Origin of the sequence: Methanobrevibacter arboriphilus, assembly GCF_019669925.1 — an archaeon.
Taxonomy (GTDB): Archaea; Methanobacteriota; Methanobacteria; order Methanobacteriales; family Methanobacteriaceae; genus Methanobinarius; species Methanobinarius arboriphilus_A.
In genome coordinates, this window is sequence record NZ_AP019779.1 from 848,839 (window position 1) to 867,894 (window position 19,056).

19 protein-coding genes are annotated in these 19,056 nt (G+C 24.4%); 14 read left to right on the forward strand and 5 right to left on the reverse strand.

The features are described from left to right. The first annotated feature begins 40 nt into the window (after positions 1-40). From tfrB to glyS, 4 genes are all read left to right on the forward strand, one after another. Positions 41-1,774 (forward strand): fumarate reductase (CoM/CoB) subunit TfrB, encoded by a 1,734-nt coding sequence (gene tfrB, locus MarbSA_RS03735; protein ID WP_221061883.1) that lies wholly within the window; start codon positions 41-43, stop codon positions 1,772-1,774. Between the two features lie 42 nt (positions 1,775-1,816). After that, entirely contained in the window at positions 1,817-2,668 is an 852-nt protein-coding gene (locus MarbSA_RS03740; protein WP_432420122.1) for a TrmJ/YjtD family RNA methyltransferase, read from the forward strand. Positions 2,669-3,200: 532 nt separating this feature from the next. Next, the gene (dcd, locus tag MarbSA_RS03745; protein WP_054835322.1) at positions 3,201-3,791 is read left to right on the forward strand and encodes a dCTP deaminase; all 591 of its coding nucleotides are present in this window, start codon (positions 3,201-3,203) and stop codon (positions 3,789-3,791) included. 203 nt (positions 3,792-3,994) lie between these two features. After that, positions 3,995-5,710: a glycine--tRNA ligase gene (gene glyS, locus MarbSA_RS03750; RefSeq protein ID WP_054835323.1), complete on the forward strand. Its 1,716-nt coding sequence runs from the start codon at positions 3,995-3,997 to the stop codon at positions 5,708-5,710. A 208-nt stretch (positions 5,711-5,918) separates the two neighbouring features. Here the strand turns inward: glyS and MarbSA_RS03755 are convergent, their stop codons facing one another. Both MarbSA_RS03755 and MarbSA_RS03760 read right to left on the reverse strand, forming a co-directional pair. Then, a complete protein-coding gene (locus tag MarbSA_RS03755) occupies positions 5,919-6,962 on the reverse strand; it encodes a helix-turn-helix transcriptional regulator (protein WP_221061884.1) in 1,044 nt (347 codons plus the stop codon). A gap of 121 nt (positions 6,963-7,083) precedes the next feature. Next, positions 7,084-7,908: a helix-turn-helix transcriptional regulator gene (locus MarbSA_RS03760; protein ID WP_221061885.1), complete on the reverse strand. Its 825-nt coding sequence runs from the start codon at positions 7,906-7,908 to the stop codon at positions 7,084-7,086. Positions 7,909-9,135: 1,227 nt separating this feature from the next. Between MarbSA_RS03760 and MarbSA_RS03765 the strand changes: the two genes are divergently transcribed. Continuing rightward, entirely contained in the window at positions 9,136-9,891 is a 756-nt protein-coding gene (locus MarbSA_RS03765) for a TatD family hydrolase (protein ID WP_221061886.1), read from the forward strand. Positions 9,892-10,125: 234 nt separating this feature from the next. On the opposite strand, the gene MarbSA_RS03770 is transcribed toward MarbSA_RS03765, so the two are convergent. Beyond that, a complete protein-coding gene (locus tag MarbSA_RS03770; RefSeq protein WP_221061887.1) occupies positions 10,126-10,512 on the reverse strand; it encodes a cell division protein SepF in 387 nt (128 codons plus the stop codon). Between the two features lie 3 nt (positions 10,513-10,515). Continuing rightward, positions 10,516-11,583: an N-acetyltransferase DgcN family protein gene (locus tag MarbSA_RS03775; protein ID WP_221061888.1), complete on the reverse strand. Its 1,068-nt coding sequence runs from the start codon at positions 11,581-11,583 to the stop codon at positions 10,516-10,518. 678 nt (positions 11,584-12,261) lie between these two features. Between MarbSA_RS03775 and MarbSA_RS03780 the strand changes: the two genes are divergently transcribed. The 9 genes from MarbSA_RS03780 (at position 12,262) to MarbSA_RS10415 (ending at position 18,262) form a co-directional block, all read left to right on the forward strand. Next, the gene (locus MarbSA_RS03780; RefSeq protein WP_042701773.1) at positions 12,262-13,248 is read left to right on the forward strand and encodes a 3H domain-containing protein; all 987 of its coding nucleotides are present in this window, start codon (positions 12,262-12,264) and stop codon (positions 13,246-13,248) included. Positions 13,249-13,321: 73 nt separating this feature from the next. Beyond that, positions 13,322-13,876, forward strand: a complete 555-nt coding sequence (locus tag MarbSA_RS03785) for a ZPR1 zinc finger domain-containing protein (RefSeq protein WP_054835042.1) — start codon at positions 13,322-13,324, stop codon at positions 13,874-13,876. A 207-nt stretch (positions 13,877-14,083) separates the two neighbouring features. After that, positions 14,084-14,254: a hypothetical protein gene (locus tag MarbSA_RS03790; RefSeq protein ID WP_156314620.1), complete on the forward strand. Its 171-nt coding sequence runs from the start codon at positions 14,084-14,086 to the stop codon at positions 14,252-14,254. 148 nt (positions 14,255-14,402) lie between these two features. Further along, positions 14,403-14,642, forward strand: a complete 240-nt coding sequence (locus tag MarbSA_RS03795) for a hypothetical protein (protein WP_054835041.1) — start codon at positions 14,403-14,405, stop codon at positions 14,640-14,642. After that, positions 14,591-14,998 (forward strand): hypothetical protein, encoded by a 408-nt coding sequence (locus MarbSA_RS03800; RefSeq protein ID WP_221061889.1) that lies wholly within the window; start codon positions 14,591-14,593, stop codon positions 14,996-14,998. Before MarbSA_RS03795 ends, MarbSA_RS03800 begins: the two co-directional genes overlap by 52 nt. 336 nt (positions 14,999-15,334) lie before the next feature. Then, on the forward strand, positions 15,335-15,685 hold the full coding sequence (locus MarbSA_RS03805; RefSeq protein ID WP_054835039.1) for a hypothetical protein: 351 nt from the start codon (positions 15,335-15,337) through the stop codon (positions 15,683-15,685). Then, complete coding sequence (locus tag MarbSA_RS03810) at positions 15,678-16,127, forward strand: hypothetical protein (protein ID WP_054835038.1); 450 nt, start codon at positions 15,678-15,680, stop codon at positions 16,125-16,127. Before MarbSA_RS03805 ends, MarbSA_RS03810 begins: the two co-directional genes overlap by 8 nt. 99 nt (positions 16,128-16,226) lie before the next feature. Beyond that, positions 16,227-18,059, forward strand: a complete 1,833-nt coding sequence (locus MarbSA_RS03815; protein WP_221061890.1) for an SNIPE associated domain-containing protein — start codon at positions 16,227-16,229, stop codon at positions 18,057-18,059. A 77-nt stretch (positions 18,060-18,136) separates the two neighbouring features. Beyond that, the gene (locus MarbSA_RS10415; protein ID WP_269432298.1) at positions 18,137-18,262 is read left to right on the forward strand and encodes a hypothetical protein; all 126 of its coding nucleotides are present in this window, start codon (positions 18,137-18,139) and stop codon (positions 18,260-18,262) included. 131 nt (positions 18,263-18,393) lie between these two features. On the opposite strand, the gene MarbSA_RS03820 is transcribed toward MarbSA_RS10415, so the two are convergent. After that, positions 18,394-18,873, reverse strand: a complete 480-nt coding sequence (locus MarbSA_RS03820; protein ID WP_042701776.1) for a hypothetical protein — start codon at positions 18,871-18,873, stop codon at positions 18,394-18,396. Between the last annotated feature and the right edge of the window lie 183 nt (positions 18,874-19,056).

The following is a 19,056-nucleotide window of genomic DNA, read 5'->3' on the forward strand; positions in this document are numbered from 1 at the left end:
AATATTATAAAAATAATAAATAGGGGAATCTGGAGATAAAATGATTGAAATTGAAGTATTAAGGTTTGATAGGGAAAAAGATAAAGAGCCTTACTTTAAAAAATATAAAATCGAGAAAAAATATAAGATGAAGATACTAGATGCATTAATCGCCATAAATGAAAATTATAATGATAATTTAAGTTTCAGAAGTTCATGCAGAGCAGGGCAATGTGGTTCTTGTGCTTTAAAAATGAATGGAGAAGTAGTTCTTGCATGCAAATCTGAAATAAAAGATAAATCAAAAATAGAACCTTTAGACTTTCCAGTGATAAAAGATTTAATTGTAGACAAAACTAAGATTGAAGAAAAAGTAGCTAATATGGAGTTATTCTTAGAAACAGATGATAAAGATAAAAACAATGAGAATAATGAAAGTAATGAATATAATAAAGATAATAACTACATAGAAAATAATGAAATTAATGATAATGAAGTTAATGAAAATGAAATTAATGAAATTAATGAAAATAAAGAAATTGATGAAAACAAAAATAAGGAATTCAAAGATCTAAAAAAATCCTCTGAAACAAATAATATAAAACTAGATGGCTGTGGATGTCCTTCAATTATTGAAAATGAAGAATGTATGGACACTAAAAAAGTTAGAAGTTGTATTGAATGCTATTCCTGTCTTTCAGTGTGCCCTGTAATAAAAGAAACAAAAGAATTTGCAGGACCTTATTTCATGAGATATATATCAAAATTTGATTTTGATCCTAGAGACATTGGAGAAAGAACAAAAGAAAGTATTGATGAAGGATTATACTATTGTACTAGTTGTGGTAAATGTGGAGAAATATGTCCAAAAGAAATTAATAGTTTTGGAGACGCTATAGAAAAATTAAGAGCTATAGCAAATATGAAAGATTTAGGACCTCTTGAAGCACATAAAGAAGTTAAAGAACTTATTTCAAAAACTGGAAGATCTGTTGAAGAATTAGATGAAAGTTTCATTAAAACAGTTTCTAAAGAACAAAACAAAACAGAAAAAGAAAAAGTATCCCCAAATAGTGAAAATGAAAATGAAAGTAAAAAAGGAAAAATAGCTGTTTTTACAGGATGTATGATCGATTATAGACTTCAAAATGTTGGTTTTGCCCTTATCGATGTTTTAAAGAAAAATGGAATTGAAGTTGATGTTCCCGAAGATCAAATTTGTTGTGGATCTCCAATGCTAAGAACTGGGCAAACTGAAATTGTAGAAAACCTTGTTTTAAAAAATAAAGATGCATTATCTGATTATGATACTATAATTACAATGTGTGCTGGTTGTGGAGCTACATTAAAGAATGATTATCCTAAATATGGAGTAAATCTAAATGTAATGGACATAAGTGAATTTTTAGCTAAAAATCTTGATACAAAACAAATGAAAGATTTGAATCTCAAAGTCACATATCATGATCCATGTCACCTCAATAGAGGTCAAGGGATAAAAGAAGAACCTAGAGAAATACTTAATAAGATTAAAGGTGTTGAATTTATAGAAATGGAAAAACCAGACCAATGTTGTGGAGCTGGTGGTGGAGTTAGAGCTGCAAAACCAGAAATAGCATTTGGATTAGGTAAGAAAAAAGCAGAAATGGTTGAAGAACTTGATGTTGATGCAGTAATTAGTATATGTCCATTTTGTCAATACAATATCCAAGATGCATTAAATAAAGAAGGTTTAGACAATATTAAAGTTATGAACATATTAGAACTTCTAAAAATGTCATATGATGACAAATAAGATTGAGGAGGTGATCAAGTAGGAGACACAATCTCAGAAGAAATAGTAGTTATTAAAGAGGATACTACTGTCTTAGATGAAGAAAAAGAAAAGAGTAATTCTAAAGCAAAATCAACTGCAAAAAAAAGAGGTAAAAAACTTTCAACTGCAGAAGAAATTAGATTTTCAAAAAACTATAATAGATTTAAAGATAATATATTTGTTGTTTTTGTAGAGTGTGAATCTTCAGGAAATGTTGGATTTTTAGCAAGGGCCATGGCAAATTTTGGATTGGAAAACTTAATACTAATAAATCCTTGTAATCTAAAAGAAGATGCTTATTATCAAGCTATGCATGCAAAATATATTGTAGAAAATGCCGTTGCAAACACATACCCTAATCTTGATGATTTTTTAAAAAAGAAAGAAATAGATTTTATAGTTGGATCTACAGGCACACCAGGAGGAAGCTATAATCTATCACGTATTCCAATAAAACCAGAAGAATTAGGGAAATCTATAAATTTAAACAAAAAAATCGCTTTAATTTTTGGAAGAGAAGGTAATGGACTTTATAATGAAGAAATAGAAACGTGTGATATTATAGTCAGCATTCCAACAGAGCATAGCTATCCAATTATGAATATATCTCATGCAGCAGCCATTATTTTTTATGAATTATTTAAAAATAGAAATGAATTTCCAGTAGAAGGATTAGAAGAAGCAACAAGAATTGAAAAAGAATATCTTCTAAAAGATATGGAAGATATAATAAAAAAATTAAATATCCCAGAACATAAAGAAAAAACAGGAATAAAATCATTTAAAAATATAATCAATAGAGCATTTATCACAGGAAGAGAAGCACATACTCTAAAAGGAATTTTAAGAAGAATATTAATGAAATTTGAATAATTTACATTATTAAATTTTATAATAGTAGATTAATATTCTAAAATTAAATTTTTTTATCTATAAATCTTATATATAAGTATATATTATCAATATTCCTTTTTAAATATAATTAATATTTTAGCTATAATCCATATTTTAAGTATATCTATTAATATTATTAATATTATCAATGTTGTTAATATTATTAATTTTATTAATGTTGTTAATATATCTAAAAATATGAAAATTTCAATAATATAAAAATAATAAAAAGAAATAGTAGAAATAATAAAAAAAATAATAAAAGTAATAATAAAAAAGATAATAATAAGAATAATAATAAAAAATAATAGAGTAATAATAAAAAATTTAATAATAAAAATAATAATAAAAATTATAATAAAAAAATTAAAAATATAAATAATTATCACAAAAATCATCATACACGAGCATCATCATAAATTGATTAATATAAAACAAAAATACTAATAATCATTATAATAAATAAATTTTATATAAAAGAATTAAAAACTACTGGATTGGAGACTAATGAATGGCAATTTTAAGTGACAAAGACATAAAAAAATATCTAAAAGAAGGAAAAATAAGCATAGACCCTCTAGAAGACTTTGAAAAACAAATTCAACCATCATCAGTTGATTTAAGAATTGGAAATGAATTCAAAGGATTTAAAATTATTAAAAAGCCATTTATTGATCCAAAAGATCCTGAAGACCTTGATTCATACATGGATTCCATGCATATAAAAGAAGGAGAATCATTCATTATACATCCAAATGAATTTGCATTAGCTACAACATATGAAACTGTTAAAATACCAGATAATTTAGTGGCTAGAGTCGAAGGGCGTTCTTCAATGGGAAGACTTGGGATAACCATGCATGTAACTGCAGGATATATAGATCCTGGTTTTGAAGGTAAAATCACACTAGAAATTTCAAACATTGGTAAGATGCCAGTTGCCCTATATCCAGGACAACGAGCTTGTCAGATAGTTTTTGAAACTATGACCTCTAGTGCAGAAAAACCATATGGACATCCTGAAAGAGACAGCAAATATATGGGACAGACTCGTCCAGAAAGTAGTCGAATAAAGCAAGATTATGAACTTAGAAAGATTTAATAAATTGAGTAATAACCTTAAAAATAAATCTAATAATAGATTAATTAACAAATCTAAAAAATAAACTTAAAATAGATTTAAAAATAAATCTAATAATAAATTAATTAACAAATCTAAAAATATATCTAAAGATATCTAAAGCATACCAAAAGATGTATCTAAAAGTATATATAAAATTTTTCGATTAAATTGGAGTAATATTAATGAATCATGAAAAAATGATAAATATCAGTACAAAAAGAGGTTTTCTATGGCCGTCCTTTGAAATTTATTCAGGAGTTTCTGGATTTACTGATTATGGACCTCTTGGAGCTATTTTAAAAAATAATATTATGCAACTATGGAGAAAACAATATATAGCTGGAGAAGGATTCTATGAAATAGAAAGCCCAGCAGTAACTCCTGAAGAAGTTTTAAAAGCATCAGGACATGTTGATAATTTTACAGACCCTATGGCACAATGTGATGGTTGTAAAGATGTTTTTAGAGCAGATCATATAATAGAAGAAGTAACTAACCTTGAAGTAGAAGGTATGACTAATGAAGAGTTAGATAAAATTGTTAAAAAACATAATGTCAATTGTCCAAACTGTGGAGATAAATTAAGTGAAATTTGGAACTATAACCTTATGTTTAAAACTAATATTGGAGCTAAAGGAAATAAAACTGGATATATGCGTCCAGAAACCGCTCAAGGAATATTTATACTTTTCAAAAGACTTTCAAGATTCTTCAAAAATAAACTACCTTTCGGAACAGTACAACTAGGAAAAGCTTATAGGAATGAAATTTCACCTAGACAAGGAGTAATAAGACTTAGAGAATTTACACAAGCAGAAGCAGAAATATTTGTTGACCCTGAAAATAAAACACACCCTAAATTCAACACAATAGCTGATGAAAAACTAGTTCTAAACTCCCAAAAAACACAGATCGAAGGAAAAGATCCAATAACAATATCTGCTAAAGAAGCACTTGAAAATGGTATCGTAGCTAATGAAATTTTAATTTATCAAATATATTTAGCTAAAAAGTTTTTAAAAGAGCTTGGAATTCCTGATGAAGTATTAAGATTCAGACAACATCTTCCAAATGAAATGGCTCATTATGCAATTGATTGTTGGGATGTTGAAGTTAAAACAGATAGATATGGATGGGTTGAAATTATAGGAATAGCTGATAGAGGAGATTATGATTTAAAATCCCATTCCAAACATAGTAATGAAGAATTAAACATTTTTATCCAATACGAAGAACCTAAAATAATATCTAAAACAATAGCAAAGCCAAATATGGCTAAATTTGGTCCTTCATTTAAGCAAAATGCTCCAAAAGTGAAGTCATTCCTAGAAAATATAGATAGTGTAATGGTTGAAAAAATTAAAACATCAATCAAAAAAGATGGAATCTATGAAGCCTTAATTGATGGAGAAGCTTTTGAAATAAAAAATGAACATGTTACTTTTGAAGATGTTGAAGAAGAAATTAAGGGAAAAAAGATCATACCTCATGTAATTGAACCTTCATTTGGTATTGATCGGATATTATACTCAGTACTTTTACACTCATTCCATACAGCAGAAACTGAGGAAGATAAAGAATATTTCAAATTAGCTAATTCAATTGCTCCAATACAAGTAGGTGTTTTTCCATTAATGAATAAAAGCGAATTAAATAGCTTAGCTACTGAAATTACAACTAATCTTAGAAATTCTGGATTCATGGTTGATTATGATACTTCTGGAACAATTGGTAAAAGATACGCTAGAGCAGATGAAATAGGAGTTCCAATTGCTATTACTATTGACTATGATAGTCTTGAAGATAATTCTGTGACAATTAGAGATAGAGATACTGAAGAACAAGAAAGAGTAAGTATAAAAAATTTAAAAAAAGTTGTTGGGAATTATTTCAATTAATTAGATTAATTTAAATCCCAAAACTTACTTTTCTACAAATTTTATTTTTTTAAATTATGTCAGATAGTTATTTCAACTTATTTTAGAGACTTTATTTCAATTTTATTTTAGATATTCTATTTTTAATTATTCTAAATTCTTTATTTTAGCTTATTTTATTATTTTAGCTTATTTTATTATTTTAGTTTATTTTATTATTTAACTTATTTTAAATATTATTCTTAATATTAAAATATTTTAAAATATTAATTTGTTTTGAATATTCTTTATAATATTCAAATACTTCAAGCCCCCAATTTATTCCTTCTTTCGTGTTATCCAATAGCATGATAGAATCATCATAATATCCATCATCAGAAAATAATCCTAATGATAAAAAATTATTGCCTGAACTTAAAAATAATTTAAATTCTTTTGACAATTCCCATATCTTAAGAGAATTATTCTTATTATTTTTATTATTATTCATGTTATTATCTTTTACAAATGATGAAAACTTTTCCCCATAACCATTATCTCTTATAAACTCAAGAATATTTTTACTAGCAATTAATTCTAAATTTGAACCATCATTTAAACTTTTTAATAAAGCATCTAAATGAATTGATGAAAATATAGGCAGTAAAACCTTAATATCCTTTGATTTTGAAACTAAACTTATATATTCTTTAGAAGTTTTAGCTAAATCATTTTCAGAAGATCTTATTGACTTAGCATTTTGAATTAAATGAATTTTTTTTAATGATTCATAAGGTATATCTTTTATACAATGAGAATCCCAAAAATGAGAATTATTGTTAATCGAATAGATATTTTGGATTAATTTAATAATATTCATTGCCAGCATAGTTCCATTAGAAGATAGACCATAATTTTTCTTCTCTTTTTTTATTAGATTTAATTTATCAAGTTCTTTTATTCCATGCAATATTGAAGTTGAAGGTTTTCCTAAATCGTTTCTAAGTGATTTTAAATCTTTTTTTCCTGAAAAAAGACAGATCAATAGCCTTGTCCTTAGTGTAGATGTTAAAATATGCTTTATGTTGATAAATATCTCATTACTTTTTACATCATTTACACTATTTGAGACAATATCTGTAATTTTATAATTATCTTTATCTAAATCAAATAATTTAAAATCATTTCCATTTTTGATACTGCTTATATTTTTTAGTTTATTTTCATTGTTTATATCATCTTTATTCATCAAGTTAAAGTTGTTACTAATCGATGATTTTTTATTATATTCCATATTATTCACCTAAACTTTTTATAGTAATCTTATTATAGATAAATGATTTAGCAAATGCTAAAAAATTAAAAAATCTAAAAATTTATGTTTAAAATATTTAAAATCTTTAATATTTTAAAAATTATATATAAAGGCTATTTCCTATAGAATTATAATAGTCAAACAATCCATTAGCCCATTTAACCGCATCTAAATCATCAGATATTAATAACCTATTTTGATCATATGTTCCATCTTCTTTAAAAAGACCAAATGCCATAAATTCATCGGCAACTGTTAAAAATATTTTAATATCACTTTTTGAAGATTTAATTTTAAAATTCTGATTTTTTGACCCATTTTTCAATGTTTTAAGATCCATTGATTCGATGAAGTTTAATGTGATTGCTTTTCCACAAAGAACTTCAATATTAACCCCATTTTTTATCAAATCTTGAAATATTATTGGATATTCAGGATGTACAAATGGAAAAATAGATTTTATATTATTAGAATCTTTTAGAATATTTTTAAATATATTATGTGGTCTATAAATATCAGTAGGAATAGATTCAATTAAGTATCCAGTTTTTAAAGAATTTAAATCTATTAAACCATCTAATAAAATACAGCTGATATCATGATCTATCCATAAATCAATATAGGATCTAATAATCCTTACAGTTTCACTAAAATCATAAAAGTTCAAAAGTTTCATTATAGCTATATTATTTAAGCAAAATTTACCATCATCTGAATCAACATATCCATTATCTTTTAATCTGTGTATATTATTTGATATAGCACTATAATTTAAATTAGTATTTTCACACAAAATTTTCATAGGAACTGGTATTTCAGATAAGCATTCTAATAATTTTATCCGAATTTTAGAGCTAGTTAAAAATTTAAGCTCATCTTTAACGTTTTCATACATATTTAAATAATCAATATTTTTACTATTCATTTTATCCCTAAGCCTAGTTTTAGATTATCCAACAGGTACCTACCTTTTCAATGCCCAATGATTCCCCCTTTTCTAATCAATTTTAGATTGTTTAAATTATAAAGATTATAAGCATCATTTAAAGATTATAACTTTTAAATCAATCATAACCAATGAGATTAAGCATATCAATAGGATCAAATCTAATAAATTAATCCAATAATATTTTTAAAATATATGATAAATGCAATAATACTTTATAACTATTTTTATATTTTTAGCACTTCATTTTTAATATTTCATTCTTAGTATTCCATTTTCATAATATAAAATTTATTAACAATAAGTATTACTGTAATAAATTTGTATTTATTTATTTGATATTTTTGATATATAAACTTTACTTTAAAATATTGATAAAAAGTATTAAATTTTAAATGAAAAAATAAAATAAGCCTAATTGTAAAAAAGATTTTAAAATTGTAAAAACTAATAAATAAAATAAATTAAGCTATTTTATAAGATATAACTATTTTAAAATAAATTATATTTAATTTTAAATAAATTTTAATGATTAGATATCTAAAATATAAAAATAAAGATACAAAAAATAACAATAGAAAATATAATAAAATTGTGTATTTAAAAAATTTCATTAAAAAAGTAATAAAAAAAATATAAAATAATTAAATATGGCTAATAAAAACAATATTCAAAAAATAAAAAAGTATGAAAAAGTATGAAAAAAAAGTAATACTTTAATACAAATTATTTTAATTATTATATAAAAATAATTAAAAAATAATTAGAAAATAATTAGAAAATAATCAGAAGATAAATAGAAGATGAATAAAAAAATAATAAGATAAAAAATGAAAAATAACTAAAAATTAATTAAAAATTAGCTAAGATTAGCTAAAGATTAACTAAAATTAATAAAGAATTAATAAATAATCAATTAAAAATTAGCTAAAATCTATTAAAATTAATTATAGCTAATTATAATTAATATAAAATTTATATGAATTTAGTCAAAATAATATCTAAAAAATATATATTTTTAAAAAATATTGAAAATTAATACTAATTGATTCAAAAATATAATCATAGCAATTAAAAGACCAAACAAAAGTATAAGTCATAGTTAAAACATATTATAACATATTAAATATCATTATAAATTATAAGTCTATATAAACTACAAGTCTAATTATTATAAACATGGAATAAAAACAAGGGGAAATGAAATTGATAGATACTCACATCCACGCCGATGCAAGAAGTAGTGAAGATTTTGAAAAAATGTTTATTAGTGGAATAGATACTGCAATTACTTGTGCTTTTTATCCATACGAGCTAATGAGTGAAATAGTTCTTTTAAATCATTTAGAAAGAATATTGAACTACGACACAGAAAGAGCTAAAAAGTATGGTATTGACCTCAAAGTAGCATTAGGAATACATCCTTCAAATATTATTAAATCACCAAAAATTGTTTATGACAAGCTAAATGGATATATTGAAAAAAAATCTATAGTAGCAATTGGTGAAATTGGTCTTGAAGATTTAAGTAATGAAGAAAAAAATATATTCAAAAAACAGCTAAAAATAGCAGATGAAACAGATACTAATGTTATTATACATACACCTAGAAAAAATAAATTAGAGGTTTTAAAAGAAATAAAAAAAATGGTATTGGAAACAATAGACCCTAATCTAGTTATTATAGATCATATCAACTTAGATGTTATTGATGAAGTTATTAAAGAAGATTTTACATTAGGTCTTACTGTTCAACCCCAAAAAATGGAAGTTGATGAAGCAGTTGCTATTTTAAAGGAATATGGATTTGATAACTTTCTTTTAAATAGTGATATTAGTAATATGCCCTCTGATCCAATATCTGTACCTAAAACTATTAGAACTCTTAAAAAATTAGGATTTGATAGTAAAGATATTGATAAGGTATCTTTTAAGAATGCTGAAAAAGTATTCAATTTATAAAATTTAAAAGATCAATATTTAAAAAAAATATGGTTATATATAACAATCTAATTAATTTTAATTATTATTTTAATAAAAATAATAATAAAGAATATAATAAAAATAATGAATAATAATAGAAGTAATAATAAAAAAGATAGTAGAACTAATAATAAAAATAATAATAAAAATAATAATATTAACCAATAACCATATTAATTAAAATAAAAGTAAATTAATAAGAAAATAGGATATTTATTCTTTTTTAATTATTTTAATCCTTGAAGGAGTTAAAATAATCATGTTTTTATCAGGCCCTTTACAGAGAGAAATTGCCTCTGCTTTATACTCTTTTCTAAGAATTTTAATTTTTTCCCCTGCCATTTGAAATGGGTCTGGACCTTCATTTTCAAGAAAAGCTAAATCAACAATAACTGGATTGTTTTCTTCCACAACTTGATCAAATACATAATCCATATCATCTACGGTTCTTGGTCTTATTAAAATAATTTCATAAAACGGTTGTTCTGGAGCAATGTAAAAATCATTTTCTAGAATATCCTCAGCATAATCACTAGTTACAGGCTCTTTTGTTTCTTCATCAAAACCAAGACTTCTTTTTAAAGTATCAATAAAACTCATTCATTATTCTCCTTTAAATTTATTTTCCTTTAAATATTTTAAAATAGAATCTAATAATTTTGAAGCACCCTCATTATAAACATCAGCAGCAGGTAAATTGAACTCAGACTCAAAATCTCCAACTTCAACATCTTTATCTACATTTCTCAAATTAATTGAAAGACCTACAACCTTTGTTGGCTCTATGGCTTCAATTGCAGTTATTTCCTCATTAACACCTCTTGGCTCACGATAAGGATGATTAGGCCTGTGGCAAACTATTGTAGCGTCTGGTGATGCACCTATTAAAATAGCTGCTGATAAACCTCTTGGATGAGGATTTCCTTTTTCAGTTAAGCTAGATTGACCTTCAACAAATATTATATCTGGTTTTTTCTTATCTTCTAAATATTTGATTGAACCAAGAATTGAAGAAGGAATATCCATTGCAGATAAACTTCCAGCTCTAAAATTTAAATCAGATGGCTCTTCTAACCCCATTTCATCAGTTGATATTACAAGAGAAGTTAATCCCCTATTATTTGCTTCTTTACCCAATAATCGAGTAGTGGTTCTTTTACCACACTCTTGAGAAGTTCCACCAACAAAAACTACAGGTGCTTTTGGCTCATATGATATTTTTGGAAGTGTTTCACAGCATTTTTCAGGAGAAACACCAAATATGTCATTAATAACATCCAGCCTCGGACTTATCTCTTTAATAGTTACTCCTTTTTCTTTTGCAAAATTTAATAATGAAATATTATCATTGAGAGGTAATGATCTAAAAGAGGAAACTACATTCATACCATTATCAATAGCTTGAACTGCATATTTAAGAGCTGATCCTTCTGCACCAATAGGGAGCATTATAGCTACACTTTTAGCTTTTACCTGGTTGATTGTTTTAAGTAAGCTTTCTGAAACATCAGATCCACAAAAGGTTTTTCCATGTTTATTATTATCATCATCAACAAATCCTACAGTTTCGATTCCTTCTAGATTAGAAAATTTTTCTCCACCTCCACCACAGCCAATAACGATAAATGGATTTAAACTTTGAAGTTCCTTAACTGAAACAATAGAATGCAAGAAATCACTCCTAAAATTCAATAAATTGTTATTTCATAATACTAATAATTTAATAATTAATAATTTAATAATTTTTATTTATAGTTTATTTTGGATGATTTTTTTAAATAATAATTTTTTTAAATATTGATTCAATATTAAAAAATCCAAAATTAATGATAAATTGCTAATGTAAGCTCATTTAAATAATCATATTCATATTAATTATATCTAAATTAGTTATTATTACTATCCAAGTTTATTATAACTTTACTTTAACTTTATTATACTAATTATAATTAAATTTATAGCAACAATACTTAATTATAAACATGAGTTAATTATAACTTATAAATATTAATATAAATATTATACTTCATTATTATTAAATGTATAGTTCATTCAAATAATAGTTTATAATATTTTGTAGTAATTTATAGTTTGGTTAAATTTAATACTCTTTAAACTTAATACTCAAAAATTAATTTAATTATTAAAAATAATTATTATAATAATTTAATTATTATAATTGATATAATTATTAAAAAGATCCTACTTTAAAAACATTAGATATTTATCTCTTAAAAAATAAATAATAGTAAATAGTTAAAAACTTTATAAACAGATGAAAAAATTTATAATTGGGTTAAAGTTATAAAATATTATATAATAGCTAAAATAGAAAGGAGATGGGTTTAATTGAGAAAACCTTATGTAATATTAGTGGGAAGTGCTTCAGGGATTGGTAAATCAACAATAGCAGCAGAATTAGCTAAAAAACTAGAAATAAAACACTTACTTGAGTCAGATTTTATTAGAGAAATTGTTAGAGGAATCATCGGTAAAGAATATGCTCCAGCTCTACATAAGTCATCATTTGATGCATTTACTGTTCTTAGAAATAAAAATAAATTCGATAATAAAGAAGACCTTATAAATGCAGGTTTTGTTGAACATTCATCATTTGTTATTCCAGCAATTGAAAAAGTTATAAGTAGAGCTATTTCTGATTATGATGATGTGATTATAGAGGGAGTACATCTTGTTCCAGGATTAATAAATATAGAACAGTTTAAAAGTGAGGCATCAATACATTTCTTTGTTTTAATGTCTGATGAAGAGAATCATAAAGAACGTTTTGTTAAAAGAGCTATGCAAATACATAGAGGAGGAAAGCAATTAGAATATTTTGCTGAAAACAGAACTATTCATGACTTTTTAATTGATAAAGCAGAGGAAAATGGAATAAGAGTAGTAAATACTCAAAGTATTGAAGGAACTGTACAAAACATGCTTACAAACATTACTGAAACTTGTAAAACAGTTTTGTTGAAAAATACTGTAGATGAGCTTGCTGATGTAGTAGATATAATTATAAATAAACACGGAGGAATCATTGAAGATGTTACATATCTACTCCCTGGATTTAAAGAACCTCTGAAAAGAAAAGTTGGTGCATCAGACCCAGATAAAACAAAGAAATTCATTGAATCCCTAGAAAAAAAGCCAAAGATCAAAAGTGATTTTGAATATCTTTATAATCTTTCAAATAATATTAGAGGGAATAAAATATGTGCTTCTGATAAAAAAATCCTTGAAAATATTATAAAAGACTTAGATGCAAAAGGTTATGTATATAAAGGTGAAGATAACGAATTAAATGAAAACAATCCACTTATTGGATAATATAATTATTGGATAATATATTTGCTATATTTGCTATAAAATAAAAAATACATGAGGTTATAAATTGGAAAAAATGGTAATTGACTGCCCAGTGTGTAAAGGGGAAAAAACTGCAGAATCAACGACTAAAAAAGAAAATATACCTCATTTTGGAGATATACTTGAATCAACACTCATATGTAATGCTTGTGGATACAAACACAATGATGTAATCTGTTTAGAACAAAAAGATCCGGTGAAATATACATTACCTATAAAAAGTAGCAACTTATCATCTAGAGTGGTTAAATCACAATCAGCAACAGTTTCTATTACTGAATTAGGTTTAAAAGTAGAACCTGGTCCAAAGTCATTAGGTTATGTATCTAATGTAGAAGGAGTTATTTTTCGTTTTGAAGAAGGAGTGAAAAAAGCTTTAAAAATATTTGATGATGATGAATCTCAAAAAAATGGATTAAAAATATTAGAAAAACTTTCATTATTATCTAAAGGAGATATTGATGCTACTTTAATTATAGAAGATCCATTTGGTCAGAGTAATATAATGGATATTGATGTTAAAAAAGAAAAATTAACAGAAGAAGAATTAAAGAATTTAAAAACTGGTTTTACGGTATTTGAAGAATAGCATTTACTAAACATTTATATGATAAAATACAATGAAAAAAATTATGAATGAAAAAGATATAAAAATAATTGAAAAATATATTCAAAATAAAACAGTATCGGAGGAATCAATAAGCGGATCCGGTCTTCATTAAGAAAATTTCAAAAATTTTTAAACAAATCATTTTTAGAATTAATCGAAGAAACAAAATTAAAACAATTAAGCTATTTGAAAGAAACTGAAATTATAAATGAAAAAGGAGAAAGAGAAACAGTTCAAGCATATATAGAAGCAGATATTGAAAATGGAGACCTTGTCAAAATATTCAAAGAATTTTATTTTCATGAAAGTAACAGAGAATTGTCTGATGTATCAATAGATACATATAGGCGATGTTAGGCCTTTTTTAAAAAAATAAGGACTCAAACTACCCGAACCATTAAGCATTGATAATCATACTAGTCCAAAAAAACCATTAAAATGGGAAAAAATTAAACGAGCTATTGAAAAAACACCATATCTCAGAAACAAAGCATTATTTGCATTCATGGCTAGTTGTGGATTTAGAAGTAAAGATGTTAGAAACTTAAAAATAAAAGATTTCTTAAGAGTTGTTCAAATAGAAAGCATAGAAGAATTATTTCTAACTAAAGAAAATTTAGTAGGATATTGGGAAATCAAACCTTCAAAAACAAAAAGAAGAAAATTTACTAACAAGATAAGAAAAGATAATATATGTGTAAAACTGGAAGTAACCTATATTCTTCAAAATTGTTTTTTAAATTAAATATTTATGGGAAAAAACTTGAGGAGATTAAGAAGAATAAAGGGTTTTCATTAATAGTTAAAAAAGCGTCTACAATACAAATATCTATTAGTTCAATTAGAGATAATTTAGATCCAGACGATAAAGATTTTGGAGATTATTTTTGTTTTGAACAAAATTATGAAGGCAATGCACAAGCTTTAAGCTTTCCTTTATTATTTGATAATGATGGGGCAAATGATACTGAAAATGTTGCTTTTTATTTAGTTCCTTTTAAAACTATTAACAATATAAATAATATTAAAGACATAGAAAATTTGATTGAAAAGGAAAAAGTAATATTCATAGAACCATTAATTATTACAAAACCAAGATAAATATTATTTTTTTACATTTAAAATAGTGCTTTTTTCTCTTATTTTTAGTTATAATTGAGTAATTGTTCTTTTTTTCTTTTTTTACAAGTTTTTTACACTTGAAATAGTACTTAGACCTCACGCGGAAGTTTATATATTATCTTTTACAATAAATAATAATTGGGGGATTTAACATTGAGGTTAAGAATATTTTTTTCTTAACTTCCTCCTTTTCAGAATTATAAAATAGTATGAAAATCATGTATAAACAATTATATAACTAATAGTTACAAACAAAAAACATAGAACTATCATTATTAATAATGAAAGTTTACTAAAAAATGAGGTGAAAAAAGAATGAAAATAAAACTGCCAATTTTAACAGCAGGAATAGGAATATTAATGAACATAATATATTTAATAAGATTAGTAACACTTAATTTATCTTATTATAGTACAATGGATTTAATTAATTCATATGCATTTGGAATATTACCTATAATATTTGTTATACTTGCAATATATTTATATAATAACGGAAATAAGTTATATGCTTCTGTAGAACTTTTCATTGGTGCAATAGCATTTATACTTTCAGGCACAGGATTTATTATCAGTTGGATTGGAATATTATTATATATTGTTTCAGCAATATTGATTTATGTAAATGAAAAAGAAATAACTATCGGAGGGACTACAAATGATTAAAAAAGAAATAGTAATCCCAATATTAAGTATTGTAGCAATCATCGGAGTTTTTGTTGCAGGCTTTGCTATTGAAAGTCAAGAGTTAGCAAGTGATAAAAACAGTATTACAATATCAAATATAAAAAGTAACTTTGAGAAAGATCCTTGGATAGGTTATTATACTGGGAATGTGACAGCTATGTTACAATCTAATAAAAGTTTTGAGTCTGTAACAGGTTTTATTGAATATTATGATAATAATGGAGCATTAATCAGTTCAAATTATATGGTTCAACCTTTAAAAATCGTTAAAGATCAAAAATATAAAATTAATGAACAATATTATGGAGTTGATAGTAATAAGCCAACTAGTGTCAGGATTATAATTTATGATAATAGCAATTTTAACAATCCTCCACAAAGCAATGAAAGTATCATTTTTGAGAAAAAAGTGAATGTTTAAACATTAAAAATAATTTTATATTTTTTTATTTTGAAAAATAGTAATGATGTAAACTATCATTAATAATTAATGCAAATTTTAAATAAATGAGGTGAAGAAATGGGGGAAGAGAAAGTTCCTAAATTTTGTTTTAATTGTGGAAATCCTTTAGATGAAAATTCCAAATTTTGTAAAAAATGTGGAACTCTAATTTCTAAAACAGAAAATGAAGAAAATAAGAATAATGAAAATAAAGAAAAAGAACAAATTGTAAATGAAACAGAAAAAAATCAAGAAAAAACATCTACATTGAATATTAAAGAAAATAAAGGACTTATCATAATAATAATAGGCATATTATTCTCAATAACATTATATGGTATTTTTATAGGGATTCCATTAATAATAATAGGTGTGTATTATTTAAACAAAAAGGTAAATGAAAAAGAAAAACAAATGGATAATAAATTAAAGGAAAAACAAGACCAAATAGCTAATATTGATATTAAGTTAAATGAACTGGAAAAAGCTAAAGAAAAAGAAATAAATGAAAAATTGAATGATAAAAAAGAAGAATTAGCTAATATTGATATTAAATTAGAAAAGATGGAAAATGATAAAGAAAAGGAAATAAATGAAAAATTAGCTGATAAAAAAGATGAGCTGGCTAATATTGATATTAAGTTAGATGAAATGGAAAAAGAAAAAACAAAAGAAATAAACATTAAATTAGAACAAAAAGAAAATGATTTAGCTAATATTGATGCTCAACTGGAAGAAACAGCAAAAGCAAAACAAGAAGAAATAAATATTAAATTAAAAGATAAAGGAATTCAATTGGATAATATCATTAACGAGTTAAAAGAAAAACAAAAAGAACTAATATTTATAGAAGAAGAACTTGAATGGCAAGAAATAGGATTATATGAACCTAAATATAATTTTTCAACAGCATTACTATATAAAGAAAGACTGGATGAAATTAGAAAGAAACAAAAAGATATGATAAAAAACAAAACTGCTGTAATAGGTGGAGATAATTGGACTGTTGATGGAAGTAAACGAAAAGGACAAGCAATGAATAATGCTAATAAAAAATTATTAATAAAAAATTTTAATTTAGAATGTGACACAATAATAAGTAAAGTAAAACTTTCAAATATGGAAAATTCTGTTAAAAGAATAAATAAAGCATTTGAAACATTAAATAGGTTGAATGAAAGAAATCTTATAAATATTACTTCAAGATATTTAAATCTTAAATTGGAAGAACTGAATGTAGCTATTGAATATGAATTGAAAAAACAAGAAGAAAAAGAAATATTAAGAGAAACAAGAGAAAGAGAAAGAGAAGAAAGGAAAATACAAAAACAATTAGATGCCCAACTTAAAAGTGTTAATAAACATAAAATGCAATTGGAAACAGAAATGGAAGCAACTAATAATTTATTACAAAGAAGTGAATCTGATGAAGAAATAGAATTATTAAAAAACAAACTCAAAGAGTTAGAATTAGCTATTGAAAAAAGTAATAATGATGAAAAAGATATAGCTGAGAAACGAAAACGAACCGGTGCAGGTTATGTATATATTTTATCTAATGTAGGTTCTTTTGGAGAGAATATTTATAAGATAGGGGTAACTAGAAGAGATGATCCTTATGGTAGGATAACTGAATTGTCTGATGCTTCAGTTCCATTCAGATTTGATCATCACGTGTTTATTTTTAGTGAAGAGGCTTTTGAACTAGAAAAAGAATTGCATAATAGGTTTGATCATAAAAGAGTAAATAAAGTAAATAGGAGGAAAGAGTTTTTCCATATTACCATTGATGATGTTAAGCGGATTGTTGATGAGAATAAGGATTTGGTGCATAGTTTTAGTGTTAAACCTGAAGCTCAAGAGTATTATGATACTTTAAAAATTGAAAAAAGTAATAGTAAATTATTATAATAATAATTTATTTTTTTATTTTAAAAAATAGAAATTTGATGTAAAAACTATTTTATACATAAATTATGTGTTAAAAAATGAACAATATAAAATGTATACTAATGATATTTTTATTTGCAGGAGCATTTTTAGTTGGCACTAATATAACTGATGATAATATTGTAAATGCCTCAGTGACACAAGGAGTAATTAAAAAATTATAAAGTTAAAAATGAAACTTTACTGAATAAAAATTTTAGTGAATAGAAATTTAGTGAATAAAAACTTTAGCAAATGAAATTTTAATGAATAAAAATTTTCTTAAATGAAAATCTTAGTAAATGAAGGTTATAGATTATAAATCTCTAAAATCTTCATCTTCTTCATCAACAACATCTTTTAATTTTAAAGTTTTTTGAACATCAGCAGATAATGCATTACAATCAGCTTTAATAGCTTCTAAATGTAATAAAATCCTTTCTTTTTCTTGATTAATCCTTTCAATATTTGTATAAGGATAAGTTGATTCTTTAAGCATTTCATATTCTATAGTAGTGTAAGGATATTCATTAAGCTGTTTGCACACATTTTTGAGAACATCTCCAAGAAATCTATTCATCTCAACTTTAACTCGTTCTCTAATCATTTTGTCACTATCGAGATTTTGTTTCATTAAACGAACAACTTCAGCTTTAGCAAAAGGCAAACTTTCTTCATCCTCAGATTCTTCAGGATTTTCATCATCAGAGTAATCTTCATTATTTTCTAGTTTTTCATCCTCTGATTCCTCTATCTCTTCATCTTCAAATTCATCTTCTTGAATATAATATACCATATTATTACCTCAAATTAAATATAAAAATTAAAAATATACTAATTATAATTTAAATTACTATTTGAAATTTAAATTAATAATTGAAATTTAGAATTTTAAAAATATAAATGTTATTCGAATTTATAAATATTAGTATATATGATGATATATACATAGATACAGTTACTATCTTTGTATGAAGAA